An 18,687-nucleotide genomic window follows, 5' to 3' on the forward strand; every position below is an offset into this window, starting at 1 on the left:
CATCGCTCCGGCGCAGATCGGCTTCAGCGGTCGAGTATGGGTTCGAAGCCGCCCCAGAACATCCGCTTGCCGTCGAACGGCATCTCCCCGTCCGGCTTCGACGATTCGTCGGCCATGAGCTTGGCCCAGCCGTCGTCGCGCACCGCCTTGGAGGGCCATTCGATCCAGGAGAAGACGACATTCTCCCCGTCGACCGCCTTCACCGCCCGCCGATAATCGGTGACCTTGCCGTCGGGGACGTCGTCCCCCCAGCTTTCGACGACCCGCACCGCGCCATATTCCCGGAACTTTACCGCCATCCGCGCGGCGAGCGTCCGATAGGCTTCCTTGTTGTCGTTCGGCACCGGCAGGACGAAGCCGTCGACATAGGCGCCGCGCGCGCCGTCGCTTTCGTCCAGCAGGGATTCGAAACCGCCCATGATCATGCGCTTGCCGTCGAACGGCATGGAAGTTCCCATGTCCTTCATTCGCGGATCGCTCATCATCTTGGCATTGGCGGCGTCACGCGCCGCGCGGGAGGGATATTCGAACCACGAGAAGACCACCGTCTCCCCATCCTGCGCCTGCACCGCGCCTTTGAAGTCGGTGACCTTGCCGTCGGGCACGTCGTCGCCCCAGGTCTCCACCATCCGGGCCACGCCGAATTCGGCGAACAAAGGCTGCGCCTGCTCGGCATGGGCCTTGTAGCTGTCCTTGTTCGCGGCCGGCACGGCCAGCACGAAGCCTTCCACATAGGTCATTGTCCGTCTCCTTCTCGTTGTCGAATTGGCTGATTGCCGAACTGGTCGTCGTTCACCATGCTGGCGCGGCGATGTGGGCGCGCCCCGGGGGGGGGGGGGGGGGGTCCCGTTCGGCGCGTCCGGGACGGGCGACCCGCCGTTGCGGGCGGCTCGGTTGCCGTACCATCGCTTCCGCCCGCTGCGGCGCCAACTGACCCGCGGCACGCGTCAGGCGGGGCCGGACCCGCGTCCCGCGGTTCCGGCCGCCTGCCCTCAGGCGGGCTCGACTTCGGGAGCCGCCTCGGCGCTTTCCCCGCACATCGCCACTTTCGCGGCCTCGACGTCCATCCACATCACTTCCCAATGGTGGCCGTCCGGATCCTCGAAGCTGCGTCCGTACATGAAGCCATGGTCCTGGATTGCGCCGGGATCGGCCTTGCCGCCCGCGGCCGCCGCATTCTCGACGATCTCGTCCACTTCCGCGCGGCTTTCGCACGAGGTGCAGATCAGAATCTGGCTGCTGGCATGGGCATCGGCGATCGGTTTCGAGGTGAATTGCGCGTATTTTTCGTGGGTCAGAAGCATCGTGTGGATCGTTTCTGAAAACACCAGGCAATTGGCGGTCACGTCGTCGCTGAACTGATCGTTCTTGGTGGCGCCGAGCGCCTGGTAGAAGGCCGTGGAGCGCGCCAGATCGGAGACCGGCAGGTTCAGGAAAATCATCTTCGGCATCTCACTCTCCCTCAAATTCTCGCCGTCGGGCGAATCGCCTGTTTGATCTTGATGCCCTGATGAGTTATCGAAAGCAACCATGAAGTTAGAAAATGTAACTAGTGAGTCGCCGGGTCGCGGGCCGCGCCGCTACGACGATGCCTGCGGCGCTGCGCACGCGCTCGATTTGGTCGGGGAGCGCTGGGCCCTGTTGGTCATTCGCGAACTGATGTTCGGGCCCAAGCGCTTCGGCGATCTCAAGGCCGATCTCGCCGGGATCAGCGCCAACGTCCTCACCCAGCGGCTCGAAAGCCTGGAGGCGTCGGGCATCCTCGTCCGCCGCAAGCTGCCGCCACCGGCCTCGATCCAGGTCTACGAACTGACGCCTTGGGGCTATGAGGCCGAGCCCATTTTCCAGGCGCTCGGCCGCTGGGCGGCGCGCTCGCCGAGCCACGACCCACGGCTGCCGCTGAGCGCGGTCTCGCTGCTGCTGTCGTTCCGGACGATGGTGGATCCGGCGCGGATCGCCGGGCTGGCCCTGCGCGTGCGGCTGCAGCTCGGCCGCGAGGCCTATCTGGTGCGGATCGCCGACGGCATGCTCGATGTGGCGCGTAGCGATGCTGCCGAGGCGGACGCCGTGCTCACTGCAGCGCCGCCGGCGATCGCCGCCGCAGTCTATGCCGGCGTCCCGCTCGCAGCACTGGAGGCGGAAGGGGCACTCGCCATCGAAGGCGATCGCGCGGCCGCCGAACGCTTCGTCAGGCTGTTCGTGCTTCCTCCGAAAGCCGCCAAGGACGGCTGAGCGGCAGCCGCTGCGGGGCCCTTACCCGTGACGCGGTGCCGTCGCCGGCGACGTTCGGGACGTGCGATGCAAGGAGTCGCAGACAGTTGAGAGTGGATTCCGGTCGAAGTTCCGAAACCAGGATGGAGCAGGCGGCCTTGCAGACCTGGTCAAGGATTCATGATCCTGGTGTTCGAAGCTACGATCTGGGACAGCCTCTCCGTCGCCATCGCGGTCAGCATCAATTCGCCTCCGGAGGCGGCAGCGATCGGCCCGAAATCACGGAGCAGATGCTGGCGCACGACGCTTGGCAGGGTGGTCAGATCCTCGATGAACTCCGGTGTCTTCATCAACGACGCAGCATGCGCATCGTCGGCTTCCCGATCGCCGGAAAGGTCGCCAATCCGTTCGAGGATGATCGAATAGGCCGCCGGGGTGCGAAGGGCGTTGCCGGTCGCGAGGAGCAAGCCATCGAGAAGTACGATCTTCGGCAGCGAAACCGTGTTGAAGATCATGAAGGACGGCAGATGCTGAACGGTGTCGACGACGATGCCGCAAAGCTGGCCGTCGATCGGAAGCAGCGGCCCGACATAGCGCACGTCGGGGCAGCCGAGATCGAGTTGCAGCAATCCGCTTTCCCCGCGCCGGATCATTCCGTGCTGGTGGCAGAATCGTCCGCGCTCGAACAACGCGGCGTGGGTCGCCCGCCAGAAGCCTTCATAGGCTGCGCCGCGAAAGTCCGTCGCCGTGCGCGCACCTTGAAGCAATTGCGGTGACAGGTTCAGGCTCGTTTGCTCGGGCGAGACAAGATTGGCATCGTCCAGGCCGAACAGAGTTGCAAACTTTGCCGGCTCCCTTTCCCAATCGAGGATCGTGAGCTTCGGACATCTGAGCGCCAGCACATGGGTCAGGCGCTCCAGATTGTGTGCCGAGGGCTTGACGGCTCCCGATGCCCACCGGCCGACCAGCGATTTGTCCACGCCAAGCTCGGAGGCAAGGCGGCCTCGGCTCATCGAGAGCGCCTTCAACGCGAGGGTAAGTCGCTCGCCGAACGTCTTCACAATCCATCCTTCTTCGCCGGCGCGAACCTTCAACGACCATCGGCCGAAATGCAACCGTTGCATCTCAGCGACGAGGCCTCTCTGGTGCGGATCGCCGGCGGCGTACTCGGGGCGGCGCGCAGCCATGCTGGCAAGGCGGATGTCGTGCGCTGACCGCGGCACTGGCGACGGCGTCCCGCTGCAGGCGCCGGGGGCGGAGGGGACGCTCTCGATCGAAGGCGACCGCGCGCTCGCCGAAGGCTTCGTCCCCCAGTTTGTGCTCCCGCGGGAGGCGGGTACGAAAGGCTGAGCCAACGCCGCTGCGCGTGCGCGACAAGGCTTCGGCAGGGCGCCGGAACATGCCGTGCGGAAGCGGCATCGCCCTTGAGGGATGCGGTGCAGCAGTGATTTCGGCGTGTGCTTCCAGTCTCAAAGGTGTTGCAGGCAAACGCGAGCGCCCGCGCTGAAAAGCCGCGTTATATCTGGCGTTGCGACAATGCGATGATTTCGCCCAACTGGGGGCTGAGCGATGCAGTCAGCATCATTCCCCCGATCCCCTTCGCAGTGTCCGAGTCAACGCCACGCAAGAGATGCTCTCGCATGACGGGCGGCAACAGGGAGCTGTCTTCCATGGCCTCGGGCCGCCGCATCAACTCCGCCATATAAGCCTCGTCCCGCGCGCGGTCTCCCGACAGGTCGGCAATTCGCTCGCAAATGACCGGATATGCGGTCGGGATGCGGAGCGGGCTGTTCGCGGTGAGAACCAGGCCGTCCATGAACGAGATCTTCGGCACCGCCATCACGTTGAAGATCATGAAGGAAGGCAGGTGCCGGACATTCTCTCCTCCGATGCAGAATAGCTGGCCTGCCACCGGGAACATCGCTCCGCGGTAACGTATCCCGTCCGCACCCCCTTCGAAATCCAGGACGCCGCTGCTGGCGCGGCGAATGATTCCATATTGCTGGCAGAAACGCCCCTGCTCGAACAGCGAGGCGTGCGTGGTTCGCCAGAAGCCTTCGTAGGCGCCGACATTGGCGTCGATCGATGGCTGAACGATCTGCAGCAGGGAAGCGTGAAAGGGATCGTCGGCGCGCTCGACGACCTTTTGAGCAGAGGCCCCGAACAGCATTGCGAAATCGGAAATCTCGCGTTTCCAATCCAGCAGCGAGAAGCCGGGACGCTTGCTTGCGAGCAGATGGGTTATCCGTTCCCGGTTGGCCGCCGACGGGATTACCGCCCCCGAAGCCCATCGCCCGACCAGGGATTTATCGACGCCCAACTCGGCAGCGAAGCGCCCGCGGCTCATCGACAATGCGTCCAGGGCAAGCCGCAACTTTTCTGCGAAATCGTCGTGCATACCGTTGTTACTCGTTGAAAGGCGGCCGGCCAGGAGCGTCACTCTCAGACGCGGTGCCGGAGGCGCTTGCCGAACTGGAGGAGCGTGACGTCGGACCGGACATCATCGAGGAGACGGTGAACCCGGCGCGCCACCACCCCGAGCGGCTGAACGGAGATCGGGATCGGGTCTGAGCATGGGCCGGTTCTTCGGCGGAGCCCGCTGTTCACCCGCAGTTCCAGGGCAGGCTCGACTCCGCTCAATGAGAGAGCCTGTGAAGCACGACCAAGATCCACCTCAAACGTCTTCACAATCACCCCCCCCTGGTCGGCAGCAACCTTCGAGAAATGTGGGCCTGAATGCAACCCGTTGTACGTCAGGACAACGGCCGGCGACGCGAGATGCATCTGATGGAAACAGGCCTGGCCCTCTATCGAACCTGCAATTCCCACTCAGCCGCCGTTTCGATCTTCGGGATGGCGCAATTGCTTTGGCTGAAGCTTCGGACGAACGCGCAGGAGTAATTCATGATCAATTCGCGGACCTCGTCGGCAAACAACGCCGCCTGGCTCACCCACCCAATTGCGAATTCGGGCGCAGGGCGTTCATCGCGCGCCAGGTTGCTGAGCACCGCGGTGACGGGGACTGTCCTGGTGCTTGCGTTCGCCCCATCGCCCGCGCGCGCCAACAACGAGTGCGGCGTTGCAGACAGCGGAACGGTATTCTGCACTCCTGCAGGAAACCCCTATCCCAACGGCATCGAGTATCAGGCGAATGGCGACATGACGGTCGTTCTCCAGCCGAACGTGGTCGTGGATTCGGGCGCTTCTTCAGGTGTTCTCCTGTCCTCGCCGGTCGACGGGGTCTCCGGCACCGTCATCGCGACCGTCGGTTCCGAGATCACCAGCAATGAAACGGGCATCGCCCTGGGATTTGCGACGCCGGATGGCGGCAATGCCACGATCATCAATGCCGCGACCGTGACCGCCGGTGAAACCGGATTATCGGCTTCGGCCAATGTCGATGCCCGCATCGTCAACAGCGGCGATGTCACGATATTCGACAAACAGTTTGGCGCCTTCGCGGTCAGTAATGGGATCGAGGCCACAGGCTCTTCCGGCAATGTCACGGTCACGAACAGCGGGGACCTGAACGTCACTGGCTCCCGAGACGCGGCCAATGGGATAATAGCCTCGAACTCGTCCGCGCCAGGATTCGAAATCGTGAACTCCGGTGCGATCACGGTGACCGGCATCGACGCTGCCGCTCGTGGCATTTTCGTCGATGAAGGCGACGATGCCGGCTTCACGTCGATCAGCTCCACCGGGCCGATAACCGTGAGTTCCTCAACGAGCGCGACCGGGGTTGTAGGTTCCCTCGAGGGGAGTGCCGCCATGGACTTTACCGGCCGCATCGAAGCAACGGGCGAGAGCGCCGCCGGCATCAGTGTGCGGAGTGAACAGAGCGGCGACCTGAGGATCAACGCGACCGATATCGCCGTCACCGTCCTCGGCGGCGCCGGCAGCAGCGGAGCGGGTATTTCGGTATTGAATGGATCCGGCGCCACCGTGATCGGCAGCGGCACCATCAATACTGTCGGCATTCTTGCCGCCGGTATCCAGGTCACGACGAACGGCGAAGTCATCGTGCAGAGCGACTCGATCCAGACTTCGGGCTACGGCAGCAGCGGCATCGACATTGGATTGATCCCTTTCGGAAACGGCGGCGACGTGTCGATCGGCAGTCGCTCGATCGTCACGGCTGGCGATTTCGCACGGGGCATCTTTGCCCGCACCGACGGCATCCTCTCCATCACCAGCCAAGACGTGATCACCGGTGGTAGCAACGCAGCCGGGATCAGGACCCTTTCGTTCGGTACCAACGGCACCAGCATCGATGCGAACTTCGTCAGGACGACGGGCGAAGGCAGCGTCGGGATACTGGTCGAGGCTGCCCTTGCCGATGTCGCGGTCGCCAATGGCATCGTGTCGACGACAGGTGCGGACTCGCTCGGGATCCAGGTGACGACGGGCGGCAATGCGACGGTCAGCGTCGCCAACGGCGCTTCCACGCAGGGCGACCGGAGCGACGCGGTCAATGTCACTGCCGACGGCGACATCGCCATCGATGTCCATTTCGCCTCGACCCAGGGCCTGACCAGCGACGGCATCGACGCCAATTCCACAAGTGGCAACGTCGCGATCGTCAGCGGGAGCAACGGCGACGGCGGCGTGGTGACCACGGGTGTTTCTGCCAACGGCATCAGGGCGACCGCGGCAGCCGGCACAGTGACCATCGAGAATGCCGGCGACATCACGACGAGCTCTTCCGACAGCAGGGGCATCTTCGCACGGGGCGACGCGGGTGTGACGATCACCGGGCGCGGCGCAATCCTCACGGAGGGCGCCTCCAGTGACGGCATCGTCGCGGAGGCCGAAAATGGCGCGGTGTCGGTCCTCGCAGGAGACGTTGCCACCGTTAGCGAAAGCAGCTCGGGCATCCTCGCGATCGGCTCCGGCGATGCCGCCGTCGATGCGTTCTCGGCAGCGACGCAGGGGGATTTCTCGAGGGGTATCGTTGCGAGCTCGGACACGGGGACTGCTTCCGTGACAGTGGCAAATGTCGCGACCAGAGGTGATTTCGCGGCTGGAATTGGCGCGACAGGCGGCGTGAGCGCCACCGTCACGGCCGGCACCGTCACGACCGCGGGCCTGGAATCGACGGGCGCCGCTGCAGTTTCAGAATTTGGAACCGCCACAGCCGTAGTCGAGAGCGCCGCCACCGATGGCGAGTCGGCGGCCGCCGTCGTCGCCATCGGCGGCGCTGCCGCTACGGTTCAGGTCGCAGCCGCCTCCACCACCGGTGACTCGGCCAACGGTGCCACCGCGCGATCGACTGGTGGCCTCGCCACGGTACGCGCTGGGACGGTCACCACCAACGGTGCCGATGCGGTCGGCATCAGCAGCGTTGGCAACACGGCTCTTGTCGAAGCAGGCTTCGTGTCGACCACCGGCGCCAACAGCCACGCCATCTTCGGCGAAAGCGTCAACGATCAGACGATCGTCGCAGAGCGGGCTATGACGGCAGGCGCCAGTGCCGATGCAATTCTCGCCGACACGGCGGTGGGCGATGTCGACATCACGGTCAATCGGGCCATGACGGCCGGCACGAACGCGCGCGCGGTTGCGGTGACGACCGGCGGCAGCGCAGCAGTGGTCGTCGGATTGGAAGCGGTAACCCTGGACGAGGGTAGCGACGCGATCAATGTCGTTGCCGACGAGGGTATCTCGATCGAGAGCCAGTTCGTCTCGACCGCCGGAGAGGATAGTGACGGCATCTTCGCACGCTCCCCGGACGGCAACATCGCCATCGTCAGCGGCGCGGGTGCGGGCGCTGCCGGAGTCGTCACCAACGGAGCATTTTCGGACGGCATCGAAGCCATTGCGGACTCCGGAGCGGTTTTCATCGACAACCAGGGCGGAGTGACGACCTCCGGCTTCTCCGGCGACGCCATCTCCGCGCGCGGCAATGATGGCGTGACCATCGCCGGGCGCGGCGCGATCTCCACCCAGGGCGAGGCCGCTGCAGGCATTTTCGCCAATTCCGATTTTGGCCCGATCTCGATCCTGGCGGGAGACGTGACGACGCTTGGAGACGCCAGCCGCGGCATTACCGGGATCGGTTTCGGCGCGGTCGCCATCGACGCACTCTCGGTGTCGACGCAAGGTGAGTTTTCCATCGGGATCCTTGCCGATTCCGCGGAGAGCACCTCTTCCATCAAAGCCGTGAACGTCACCACGACCGGCGATGAGGCGATTGGCATCACCGCCAGAAGCAATGTCCAGGCGACGATCGTCGCAGGCGATGTGACGACCGCCGGGATCGAGTCGACGGGTGTAGAGGCGCGTTCGCAGGACGGGATTGCGACTGTCCTCGTCGACAGCGTTTCGACCAGTGGCGCTTCGGCAAGCGGCATCGTGGCAATCGGGGGCGCAGCGGCTTCGGTCGAGGCAGCTTCCATCACGACCAGCGGCAGCTCCGCATTTGGGATTAGCGCGTCCTCTCCCGACGGCCCGGCTTCCGTAAGGTCAGGTTCGGTGACGACATCCGGCGACGGTTCGGTCGGCATCAGCGCCAATGGCAACACCGCTCTTGTCGCTGCGGGCTTAGTCTCGACCACCGGTGCGAACAGCCACGGCATCTTCGGCGAAAGCGTTAACGATCAAACGATCGTCGCAGAGCGGGCGATGACGGCAGGCGTCAGTGCCGATGCGATTCTCGCCGACACGGCGGTGGGCGATGTCGACATCACGGTCAATCGGGCCATGACGGCCGGCACGAACGCGCGCGCGGTTGCGGTGACGACCGGCGGCAGTGCCAGCATCTCGGTTGGCGTAAGCGCCATCACAGTCGACGAGGGAAGCGACGCCATCAATGTCGTTGCCGACGAGGGTATTTCGATCGAGAGCCAGTTCGTCTCGACCGCCGGAGAGGATAGTGACGGCATCTTCGCACGCTCTACGGACGGCAACATCGCCATCGTCAGCGGCGCGGGTGGGGGCGCTGCAGGAGTCGTCACCAGCGGAGCATTTTCGGACGGCATCGAAGCCATTGCGGACTCCGGAACGGTTTTCATCGATAACCAGGGCGGCGTGACGACCACCGGCTTGTTCGCCGACGGCATCTCCGCGCGTGGAAATGACGGCGTCACCATCACCGGGCGCGGCGCGGTTGCCACCGAGGGCGCCGGTATTTTCGCCAATTCCGATTTCGGCCCAATCTCGATTCTTGCGGGAGACGTGACGACGGTCGGAGACGTCAGTCGCGGCATCACTGGGATCGGTGCGGGCGCGGTAGCGATCGACGCATTCTCGGTGGGGACCCAGGGGGAGTTTTCCGCCGGGATCCTGGCGGACTCGGCGGAGAGCACTGCGTCGGTCAGGGCAGTGAACGTTGCCACGACCGGCGATGAGGCGATCGGCATCATCGCCAGGAGCAATGTCCAGGCAACGATCGTCGCAGGCAATGTGACGACCGCCGGGATCGAGTCGACGGGTGTCGAGGCGCGTTCGCAGGACGGGACTGCGACTGTCCTCGTCGACAGCGTTTCGACCACCGGAGGCTTGGCAAGCGGCATCGTGGCGAGTGGGGGCGCAGCGGCTTCGGTCGAAGTGGGTTCCGTCACGACCGCCGGCAATTCCGCCTTCGGAATCAGCGCGTCCTCCCTTGACGGCCCAGCTTCGGTGAGGGCGGGTTCGCTGGCGACGGCCGGTGACGATGCCGTGGGGATCTACGCTGCCGGAATCAGCGCGCTGACCGAAGCCGGTACGGTGACCACCAGCGGCGCCAACAGCCACGGCATCCAGGGTGTGAGCCGGGATGGCCTGACCATTCTGGTCCAGAGCGTCGACGTGACAGGCGCGGACGCCAACGCAATCAATGCCTGGAGCCGCCAAGGACCGATCACCGTCACCAGCCGCAAGGCGAGTGCGGGCGCCGCGGCAATCGTCGCGGACAGCGATTTGGGCGCCGTGACCCTGAACCTGTCCGGGCTCACGACTTCGGCGACGGACGATGCGGTGCAGGTGACTGCCGGCACGACCACGGTGGTGAACCTCGCAGCCGACTCGCTCCTGCAGGCGGGCGACGACGGCATCGCCGTCACCTCCGGCACCGGCACGACGGTCAACAATGCAGGCGTGATCCTGATCAGCAACGGCTTCGCCGTGGATGCCGCCGGAGGGGCGGCGACGATCAACAATAGCGGGACCTTGGCCGGGCGCGTGCGCCTCACCGGCAATGGCGACATCTTCAACAACAGCGGCAATTTCAACGCCAACCGGACGAGCGAGTTCGGCGCCGGCAACGACGTGTTGAACAATAGCGGCCTTATGGCGGTGAGCGCCGATCAGAGCTTCGGCACGGGTACCGACACGTTCAACAATTCCGGCACCCTGCGTGTCCAGTTTCCGCTCGCCGGCATCGTCGCCTTCTCGGGGCTTGAGGCGACCAACAACAGCGGCTCGATCAACCTGGTCAACGCGCGCACCGGCGACACGCTGGATCTGGGCGGCACCTTCACCGGAAGCGGCAACAGCAACATCGTGGTGGACGTCAACCTTGCCCTGCCGAGCGCCGCCGATCGGATGGTCGTCGGCACTGCGCTGGGATCGACGGCCGTCGCGCTCAACAGGCTGGATGCGGGCAATATCCCGTTGGGCACCGGTGCCGTCGTCGTTCAGGCCGCAGCATCCTCGACGCCCACCGCCTTCTCGCTCACGGGTGGACCGATCGAGGCCGGTCTCGTCCGACTGGACATCGTCTACAATCCCGAGGCATTCAGCTATACGCTGACCGGCAGCCCCACCGACGTCGCTTACCGCACGCTGACCTTCGTCGAGGCCGCACGGAGCCTGTGGCACAAATCGGCGGAGGCCTGGTCTGGGCAGATGCGTGAGGCCCGCGATACCGCTTCCTCCGCGGCGGGGCAGGCGAGCGGGCGCTTCTGGATGCAGGGTTATGGAAGCGAGTTCGACCGCGATCTTGTCGGCAGCTTCACCGCTTTCAACGTCACCGACACGGTGGATCTGTCCTACGGCCAGGATTTCTTCGGCACCCAAATCGGGTTCGATGTCGGCGGTGGGATCGGCGCCGATGGCGGCTTCGCCCTGGGCATCACCGGCGGTTACCTGAACTCCCGGGTGAACTTCGAGGGTGCCGGCGACGATCTGAGCTTCAGCGCGTGGAACGCAGGTGCCTACGCCCGGTTCGTCGGCGGCCCGATCTTCGTCAACGCGCTCGGCAAATATGACAAGATCGACGGTGACGTGCGCAGCATAGCCGGGGGCTTCGAGGCCGATCTCGACGGACACGCCTACGGCGCCCAGGCCGAGCTCGGACTGCGCTTCGGCACCAGCGTCACCTTCGAGCCCTCGGTCAGTTTGTCATGGGTCAAGACCGAGCTCGACGGGTTCAGCGTCACCGGAACCAACGTCTCCTTCGACGAGGAGGACGGCCTCCGAGGCCGCGCCGGCGCGCGCGTCGGCGCGCCCGTCGCTATTCGCGGAGCGTCGGGCCTGTTCTATGCCGGTGCCCATTATGTCCACGAATTCCAGGGCAGAGACGGCGTGCGCCTGAGCAACGCCAACACTTCGGTGACCTTCCGGAACGGCCGGGCCGACGATTATGTCGAAGGTCTGGTCGGTCTCAACATCGCATCGGAGAGCGGTGTCAGCGGCTTCTTCGAAGCGAATACGGTCTTCAAGGATCGTCAGGGGATTGGCGCCCGTGCGGGTCTGCGGGTCAGGTTCTGAGGACAGCCCGCCGGCGGTGTCATCGCGCACCGCCGGCTTGGGCATTCCGCGACGGCTCTCCGATGATGTGATTCCAGCGGCAGTGCATCAGTGGACACGACATCGACCGCGTGAGGGATTTTGCGCGGTCCGTCTCCCTCGCGGTACGTTACCTGGTCCGCGGAGCGATGTGGTGCGGTGCGGAGAGCAGCGGGAGCCGGACTCAGCGGTTCGGCACGCTCAGAGTTTCTGATCCCGTCTGGACGCCAGAGCGAGTTTTTCGACGAGTTCGTCGGGAATCGGGCGGCTCGGCGAGAAGGTGACGCCGGTTTTGGTCGCCTTGAGCCCGGCCGCGGCAATGTCGTCGGCATGCGACGAGATGGCGCTGGGAGACAGATACAGGCCGCATTGCTTGCTGAACGCCGCATAGCCGGCGACGATCGTCTGCCCGATCCTGAATCCCGGCATGTCATAGGCGATGGCTTCTTCGGCATCGGGCAGCACGCGCGCGAGCTGCGCACGCAACCGCACCAGCCAAGGTCGAAGCTCCAGAGGCGCCTCGGCGATATAGGCGTCATGATCAGCGTACTTGGTCAAAACAGTTCCACTGGCGTGACGTTCGAGGGAAAGGCCGATCTACTCTGTTGGACCCGTTGGTCGGCCGGATCAAGCGGGCCAGGAGGAGGGTTCGAGCAGAGTTCGGTCCGATGAGCCATTGTCGACTATATCGATGCCGGCCCCCATCCAGGCACGCCTGTTCGGGTGGACGTCGTGCACGACCTTTGCATCCAGCAAACGGACGTGGCCCCGTGCACCGGACCCTTTCTCCGCATCTCGCCGCTGACGAGCGGGTTGGTCGAGTCCAGATATCACGACACGGTCCTGGCCGCTCCGCAATCGTCCCGAGTGGTGCCGCCGGAGGGGGTGATCGGCAGGTTCGAGGCTTTCCTCGATCAGCTTGGTTGGATCAGACGGATCTCCGCTTAGGACAAAAGCGCGTTGCTGCACCCGATTCGCGTCGAGAGGAAAGAGACTGGGCGCGGTGCGGAGAGGCGCGTCGGAGCCTCGCCGGCCACACGGAATCCGCATGGATCAACGGGAAAATGCAACCGTTGCACGCTAGTGGCGACGTTTGCGGCACCCCGCTGCAACTGCTCGCGACCATCTCCTTGGCGTATTCGAGTTCCATCAAGCCGGCAGCGACGCCGGACGAACCGGATACAGGATTGCTCAATGTCAAAGATCATGATCATCGCCGCAGCCGTCTCGGCTCTCGCCATCACCACGCCGGCCTTTGCGGAGGACCGAGGCAAACCCGCGGATGGTCAATCGGCCCGTTCTGGCGAACGCAGGGCCATCAGCGATGGCGCATCCGGTGGAGCTTCCAAGCCCGAGATCCGGAGTCGCGGGGCCGGAAAGCCGCGGCAGAGCCGCGAGCGGGCCGCGCGAACGAAATGCGCCAACAATTTGAAGCAGATCGGGCTCGGGAACCACTAGCGTCGAACGGGGCGGCAATCCACGGGTATAGAGAGCGGGCTTTCCGATTCACTCGGGCGCATACCGCTCCAAGCAGCGTCATCGGGATCCTCCTTCGCCCCGGAAGGGGAAACCGCCTCGCGAGAGGTGGGAACCGCATGGCCCCGAACAACGATCTGAAACACGCGGCCGCCTTACCCATCGCAGCCGCGTCCGCTGCCCTTTCGCGATGGGCCACCTCAGACCTGCGTTGTTCTGCTGGCCCATGCTCTAAGCGCCGGCCGGCGCAGCGAAGCGGGTCCAGGCGGCGTCGCGCTGTTCGGCCGGCGCTGGTTCCTGCTCCGGGCAGTTCAGGCGCAGGTGGCGATCGGCAAATGGCGCGTCGACGAAGGCGCAATGGTGCGGCGTCGGCGAGCCGGGATGTGCGTAGGGGCGGAAGTGGCGGCAGGTGACGCACATGCGCTGCACCGGAATGTCGCCATTTTCCTGCAGCGCCCGAATGATCTTGACCAGGGCGCGCAGGAAGGCAGCCTGTTCCGAGGGATCCAGAGTTTCCACCGCGGTGCCGAGGAAATCCGGCCAGTCCGCAGTGCGCAGCGCGATAGTTTCGCCTTGTTGGGTCAGTTTCAGCGTCAGCGATCGCCGGTCGGACCCCGGCGTCTTTTCGGCGAGCTGCTTGGCGACGAGGGCGCTGACCGTTTCGCTGGCGGTCGGCGCCGATACGCCAAGCAGGTGCGCGAGCGCCGCCAATTTCATGCCCTGTGGTGCCTCCCGGAGCAAGGCGAGGGCTTGCCCCTGCGTGGGCGTCACGCCCGCCAATCCCGCGCCTTTCCAGGCACGGCTGCGCAGCACCAGCCCTATTTTCGCCAGCCCCGCGGTTACCCGGCGAGACAGGGGCTCGCTGATCGAATCGAAGATCGCGGTCATTGTTCGGACTCCTAACTATTCACTTGCACGTAGCCCATGCGCTGAGTATTAGCACTCCTAACGATCCTGTCGACGCATGAGGCGGCTCGACGAGCAGGGAGATGACGATGATCCGACTTCAAAATCTTCGACGCATGGTGCTGACCGGCGTGATCATGAGCGTCGCTCTGGCGACCAGCGCGTCCGCCCATGACATCAAGGGCGCCAAGGGTAACGCCGATCGCCCCGACTTCGACATCGTGCACACCGAGATCGTTCGCACCGGCGACGACCTCGTGTTCAGCATGGCAGTGAGCGGCAAGGCGGGCGCAAGCCGGCCGGCTCCATCCGGCAAGCTCGCCGGCTCGAGCGTCTATTCCTACGTTTGGCCGACCAGCCTCAATTCGGGTGCGATCGGCTTCGAGCAGGACCAAGGAATCCTCGCGTTCGCGGTCACGTCCCACCCCGATTTCGACGATACGCCGCTCTACGACGAGAATGGCGACGGCGATAAGACCAACGATGGCGACCTTTGGCACAGTCACTGGGTCGTGCTGGTACCTGACGAAAGTTGCGGGAAGGGTGCGCTCAAGATCCGCGACATCGAGGAGGGCGCCAAGCCGAAGCTTCCCAGCACCTGGCCGGGCCTCCCCATCCTGATCGACAGCCCGGACTACAAGCCCGATCTCGCCGGCACGATCGTGACGGTGCGCGTGCCTGCGGCGGCGCTCGGCGACACCAAAGGGATCAAATTCGACGGAGTCACCGCAGGCCTCCGCATCAACGCCTCGGTCCACGCGCCGCTGGCCTGCGTCGCCAACGTCTTCGACGTCGCCAGCCGTGACCTCAGCCTGCCCGGACGGGTGATGAAGTAGGGGCCGTCTGTCGGTCAAACGGACTATCAACCTTCTGGACACGAGGCACACCATGAGCGGCTCCGACCCCTTCACATTGATCACACCCACTCCGGCGGCCGGTTTCGACCTGGCGGTCAGGCTCGCCCGCCTGGCCGTCAAGCTGGCCCAGCCCTCCGCCGAGATCCGCACGCGGCTGCGTGCGGCGTACGAGCAGGACAGCGAGCAACTGATTGCGGCCAGCCAGGTGACGGCCACCCACTTTCAGACGATCGCGGCTGCCAACGATTATTGGCGCGCTTCCGGAGCGGTGACGTGACCGGCGTCATCCCGGCCGCACCGCCGTGGGACGTGGCGCAATGGTTCAACACCGATCGGCCGCTGGACCTCGCCGCGCTGCGCGGCCGGGTGATCGTCCTCGGCGCGTTCCAGATGCTCTGCCCCGGCTGCGTCGAGCACAGCATCCCGCAGCTCAAGCGGGTCCATGCCCTTTTCCCGCCCGGCGACGTCGCGGTGATCGGGCTCCACTCCGTCTTCGAGCACCACGAGGCGATGGGTGCGATCGCACTTCGCGCCTTCCTGCACGAATATCGCGTAGAATTCCCGGTTGGCATCGATCGGCCAGGCGGCGGCGATCCGACGCCGCTGACCATGCGGGCTTACGGGATGCAGGGGACCCCGACGACGATCCTGATCGATCGGAAAGGGCGGCTGCACCGCCAGACGTTCGGCCACCTGCCCGACCTTCAGCTCGGCGCCGAGGTCATGGCGCTTGTGCGGGCGGGCCCGGGATTGCCGGACCAGAACGCGGGGGCGGGGGCGGTCTGTTCAACGACGGGTTGCGCCCTCATGTGACGGGGCGGAGAGCATCGAAGCTGCGGAGCCGTCATGCCGTCACGCGCAGGCCGGCGTTCGTCGCATGGGCAGCCGAGCGAAGAGGGAACAGCAGGTTGTTGGTGAACTATCCTGCACGCTCAAGACCTGTCGGGATGCCGGCCTCGACGTAGCGCGCCTCAACCAGCAGCAGGCGCAGCGACGCCTTGCTCCGCAACCGGCAATCCGCTCAAGGATTTGATCTCCTTCAGCGCGAACATCGTGTGCATCTCCTTGATGCCGGTCAGCCGTCGGATCACGTTCATCGAAAATTCGGCATAGGCATCGAGATTGGCGGCCACCACCTGCAACAGGAAATCGGCCTCGCCGGCGATGGAGTGACAGGCAATCACCTCGCAGAGCCCAAGCACCTCCTCCTCGAAACGGCGCGCCTCGCTTTCTGAGTGGCTGTCGATCCGCACGCGAACGAAGGCGAGGACGCCGAGGCCCAGCGTGCGGCGGTCGAGCACGGCCTGATAGCCTCGGATCACCCCTTCCTGCTCGAGGCGGCGGACTCTCCGCCATGCCGGGGAGGTCGACATCCCGACGCGCTCCGCAAGCTCCTGATTGGTAAGGCGGCCGTCCGCCTGAAGGGCGCGCAGGATGCGAATGTCTCCTGCGTCCAGCTTCACGTTGGGCATGTTCTACCTCGATCTGTCCGGTTTACGGGCAAACTCTACCGCTATGAGGCTGCTCCGTCGAGGACTTGGGCAGCACCTTCCAGCCCTGTTGGGCTACACCGGTGAAGCTTGTCCAGGTGCGAACCGCTGTGGTGGCGAAGAGGAAACGGGCTAGCCGAAAGGAAGGACATTTCCATGCTGACCGGCTTCTCCGCACCCGGCCCCGTCGACGAACTCGGCGACTTTGCGCCCGTCGCAGTCGGCCGCGCGGCGCGCTTCGACATCGCCTTCTCGATCGACGATCTGGAATTGGTTCGCTGTCCCGCGGACGCCTGCCATGACTGAGCTCGATGGCCGCCGTATCGCGATCGTGGTCGATCCGTCGCTTCCGCCCGGCCTCATCGCCAACACCGTGGCGGTGATCGGCATCGGCCTGGGAGCGGCGGCGCCATGGCTCGGCGGCGATCGCCTCGTCGATGCCGATGGCCGCGTGGTGATGAGCAGCGCCAGCCGGCCGGTGCCGGTGCTCCAGGCCGACGCGGCGGCGCTCGCCGGCTTGCTGACCAAGGCGTGTCCGGTACCGGACGGCGCCGTCCTCGTTCCTTTTCCGCACTATGCCCGCGCGATCCATGACTTTGCCGCGTTCCGGGACGGGTTCGCGACACACCGGCTGAGCGAGGCGCGGATCGACGGCATCGGGCTCGCCGGGCCCGGCAAGTGGGTCCGATCGCTTACGGGCTCCTGCGGGCTTCTGAGGTAATGGTTCGACCACGTGGCGGTGCAACGTCGGACCGCCCGGTGAAAGCCGACGTTAGCCGCCGGCCCGGACGGGCTGACGGGTGCAGCCGGTCGGTAAGCAGGCACCATTCCGGGGTAAGAAGCACTACCAGTCTGGACGTGGAGAGACGGTAAGTGGTTTCGGCCGCTCCGTTCTGACAGGGTCGTGCGCGGAGGTTCGCTATCGACCATGCGCCAGGTGGACGAGGGGATAAGGCCTGCCCTGGCCGTCGCGTGCCGAGCGGCCGATGCGGCGAAAGCCCATGCGCTCGTAGAAGATGATGGCTCGTCCGTTCTGCTCGTTCACATCCGTCGTCATGCCGGGATGGAGAGCAAGGCCATGCCGAACGAGCGCCGCACCGACGCCGGTCCCATGCACGGCAGGATCGACGAAGAGGGCATCCATGTGGCCGGTGTCCATCAGCATGAAGCCGATGGGGTGATCGCTGCCGTCCACGGCAAGCCATGACGAGGCCGACGGCAGGAAGCCTGACACCAATGCGTCGAGGGCGGCGCGATCTTCCGGCGTGAGGAAGTCGTGCGTGGAATCGACGGCGTTGCGCCAAATCTCAAGGATACGCTCCCCGTCGCTCGGCCGGGATTTTCTGATCGCGATCATGGGCGGCCACTATCACCTGCTCGCGGCTGCTCGCAATCGAGCGCGCTCCCCGCGATGGGTCAAGGTCTCCAGACTTCAAAGGGTCTGAGATCGCGAGGCGGTGAGCGGTCGGGACAGAGCCGCTGCCGTCGGAACGGATCGGAAGCAGAGAGAGCTTACGGGTCGAAGCGCTGCGCGAAAGCCGATATTCGACAACATCGCGGCCGAAGCACGACCAGGGTGCAAAGCAGCCTTTCCCGAACACTCCTCGCCGTATACGCAAGGTCAGACCATGAACCCTGACCAGCCCTGGATGTGGACTGCTTACGCGCGCGCGCTCGAAATCCTTGAGGGTCGGGCGAGCGGCCATGCTCTGGCGATTATCCGCAAGCTCGCGCGCAGAGGCTTCGCGCCGGCCTTGAACGTGCTCAGCGACTACGTGCCCAAGGCAGTAGCCATCCGCCTGCTCAGAAGCGCCGCACGTCGAGGCCACGCGGCGTCCGCGTACAATCTGGCGATCACCTATCTGAACGGCGGCGACATGGGCCGGTACAGAGCAGCCCTGGCGCGCGCTGCCAAACTCGATCCTGACGCTCGCGAGGAGTTGCGCAGCTTCAAGACCCGTTTCCCCCACGAGGTGATGCGAAGCCATCGCCGGCTGGAACCTGATCGAGATTGATCTCGCCGGTGGTCGGAGCACGTG

19 protein-coding genes are annotated in these 18,687 nt (G+C 65.1%); 9 read left to right on the plus strand and 10 right to left on the minus strand.

What is annotated here, in order from left to right; genetic code table 11:
* Positions 1–23: 23 nt before the first annotated feature.
* Together C7I55_RS29555 and C7I55_RS09350 are read right to left on the minus strand one after the other, a co-directional pair.
* A complete protein-coding gene (locus C7I55_RS29555; RefSeq protein WP_106512674.1) occupies positions 24–740 on the minus strand; it encodes a DUF1428 domain-containing protein in 717 nt (238 codons plus the stop codon).
* A 252-nt stretch (positions 741–992) separates the two neighbouring features.
* Complete coding sequence (locus C7I55_RS09350; protein ID WP_106512675.1) at positions 993–1,451, minus strand: VOC family protein; 459 nt, start codon at positions 1,449–1,451, stop codon at positions 993–995.
* A 79-nt stretch (positions 1,452–1,530) separates the two neighbouring features.
* On the opposite strand from C7I55_RS09350, the gene C7I55_RS09355 reads away from it, so the two are divergent.
* On the plus strand, positions 1,531–2,232 hold the full coding sequence (locus C7I55_RS09355) for a winged helix-turn-helix transcriptional regulator (protein ID WP_106512676.1): 702 nt from the start codon (positions 1,531–1,533) through the stop codon (positions 2,230–2,232).
* Positions 2,233–2,381: 149 nt separating this feature from the next.
* On the opposite strand, the gene C7I55_RS09360 is transcribed toward C7I55_RS09355, so the two are convergent.
* Positions 2,382–3,272, minus strand: a complete 891-nt coding sequence (locus tag C7I55_RS09360; RefSeq protein WP_146150981.1) for a helix-turn-helix domain-containing protein — start codon at positions 3,270–3,272, stop codon at positions 2,382–2,384.
* 139 nt (positions 3,273–3,411) lie between these two features.
* Between C7I55_RS09360 and C7I55_RS28775 the strand changes: the two genes are divergently transcribed.
* Complete coding sequence (locus C7I55_RS28775; protein ID WP_233222131.1) at positions 3,412–3,561, plus strand: hypothetical protein; 150 nt, start codon at positions 3,412–3,414, stop codon at positions 3,559–3,561.
* Between the two features lie 166 nt (positions 3,562–3,727).
* On the opposite strand, the gene C7I55_RS09365 is transcribed toward C7I55_RS28775, so the two are convergent.
* From C7I55_RS09365 to C7I55_RS27750, 3 genes are all read right to left on the minus strand, one after another.
* Entirely contained in the window at positions 3,728–4,651 is a 924-nt protein-coding gene (locus C7I55_RS09365; protein ID WP_146150982.1) for a helix-turn-helix domain-containing protein, read from the minus strand.
* 367 nt (positions 4,652–5,018) lie between these two features.
* The gene (locus C7I55_RS27745) at positions 5,019–5,318 is read right to left on the minus strand and encodes a hypothetical protein (RefSeq protein ID WP_146150983.1); all 300 of its coding nucleotides are present in this window, start codon (positions 5,316–5,318) and stop codon (positions 5,019–5,021) included.
* Between the two features lie 36 nt (positions 5,319–5,354).
* Positions 5,355–5,984: a hypothetical protein gene (locus tag C7I55_RS27750; RefSeq protein WP_158266357.1), complete on the minus strand. Its 630-nt coding sequence runs from the start codon at positions 5,982–5,984 to the stop codon at positions 5,355–5,357.
* Between C7I55_RS27750 and C7I55_RS09370 the strand changes: the two genes are divergently transcribed.
* Positions 5,983–11,901 carry a hypothetical protein gene (locus C7I55_RS09370; RefSeq protein ID WP_146150985.1) on the plus strand — a complete coding sequence of 1,973 codons (5,919 nt, stop codon included), beginning with the start codon at positions 5,983–5,985 and terminating at the stop codon, positions 11,899–11,901. The genes C7I55_RS27750 and C7I55_RS09370 overlap by 2 nt on opposite strands.
* Positions 11,902–12,120: 219 nt before the next feature.
* On the opposite strand, the gene C7I55_RS09375 is transcribed toward C7I55_RS09370, so the two are convergent.
* Together C7I55_RS09375 and C7I55_RS09390 are read right to left on the minus strand one after the other, a co-directional pair.
* Positions 12,121–12,477 carry an iron chaperone gene (locus tag C7I55_RS09375; protein ID WP_106512680.1) on the minus strand — a complete coding sequence of 119 codons (357 nt, stop codon included), beginning with the start codon at positions 12,475–12,477 and terminating at the stop codon, positions 12,121–12,123.
* A gap of 1,149 nt (positions 12,478–13,626) precedes the next feature.
* Positions 13,627–14,283: a MarR family winged helix-turn-helix transcriptional regulator gene (locus C7I55_RS09390; protein WP_106512683.1), complete on the minus strand. Its 657-nt coding sequence runs from the start codon at positions 14,281–14,283 to the stop codon at positions 13,627–13,629.
* Between the two features lie 107 nt (positions 14,284–14,390).
* On the opposite strand from C7I55_RS09390, the gene C7I55_RS09395 reads away from it, so the two are divergent.
* Genes C7I55_RS09395 through C7I55_RS09405 form a run of 3 tightly spaced genes read left to right on the plus strand, consistent with a single transcriptional unit; the run spans position 14,391 to position 15,971 of the window.
* A complete protein-coding gene (locus C7I55_RS09395) occupies positions 14,391–15,137 on the plus strand; it encodes a hypothetical protein (RefSeq protein WP_233222132.1) in 747 nt (248 codons plus the stop codon).
* A 52-nt stretch (positions 15,138–15,189) separates the two neighbouring features.
* Entirely contained in the window at positions 15,190–15,435 is a 246-nt protein-coding gene (locus C7I55_RS09400; protein WP_106512684.1) for a hexameric tyrosine-coordinated heme protein, read from the plus strand.
* Positions 15,432–15,971, plus strand: a complete 540-nt coding sequence (locus C7I55_RS09405) for a redoxin family protein (protein ID WP_199192773.1) — start codon at positions 15,432–15,434, stop codon at positions 15,969–15,971. The genes C7I55_RS09400 and C7I55_RS09405 overlap by 4 nt, the downstream gene beginning before the upstream one ends.
* Positions 15,972–16,129: 158 nt before the next feature.
* Here the strand turns inward: C7I55_RS09405 and C7I55_RS09410 are convergent, their stop codons facing one another.
* Positions 16,130–16,630, minus strand: a complete 501-nt coding sequence (locus C7I55_RS09410) for an Lrp/AsnC family transcriptional regulator (protein WP_199192774.1) — start codon at positions 16,628–16,630, stop codon at positions 16,130–16,132.
* Positions 16,631–16,804: 174 nt separating this feature from the next.
* Between C7I55_RS09410 and C7I55_RS28095 the strand changes: the two genes are divergently transcribed.
* Positions 16,805–16,954, plus strand: a complete 150-nt coding sequence (locus tag C7I55_RS28095) for a hypothetical protein (protein WP_158266358.1) — start codon at positions 16,805–16,807, stop codon at positions 16,952–16,954.
* Positions 16,947–17,369: a DUF2000 domain-containing protein gene (locus C7I55_RS09415; RefSeq protein WP_106512685.1), complete on the plus strand. Its 423-nt coding sequence runs from the start codon at positions 16,947–16,949 to the stop codon at positions 17,367–17,369. Before C7I55_RS28095 ends, C7I55_RS09415 begins: the two co-directional genes overlap by 8 nt.
* Before the next feature lie 198 nt (positions 17,370–17,567).
* On the opposite strand, the gene C7I55_RS09420 is transcribed toward C7I55_RS09415, so the two are convergent.
* Positions 17,568–18,005 carry an acetyltransferase gene (locus C7I55_RS09420; RefSeq protein WP_106512686.1) on the minus strand — a complete coding sequence of 146 codons (438 nt, stop codon included), beginning with the start codon at positions 18,003–18,005 and terminating at the stop codon, positions 17,568–17,570.
* A 271-nt stretch (positions 18,006–18,276) separates the two neighbouring features.
* Here C7I55_RS09420 and C7I55_RS09425 point away from each other — a divergent pair, with 271 nt between their 5' ends.
* Positions 18,277–18,663: an SEL1-like repeat protein gene (locus C7I55_RS09425; protein ID WP_158266359.1), complete on the plus strand. Its 387-nt coding sequence runs from the start codon at positions 18,277–18,279 to the stop codon at positions 18,661–18,663.
* The last annotated feature ends 24 nt before the right edge of the window (positions 18,664–18,687 follow it).

Origin of the sequence: Allosphingosinicella deserti, assembly GCF_003012735.1 — a bacterium.
In the GTDB taxonomy this organism is placed as follows: domain Bacteria; phylum Pseudomonadota; class Alphaproteobacteria; order Sphingomonadales; family Sphingomonadaceae; genus Allosphingosinicella; species Allosphingosinicella deserti.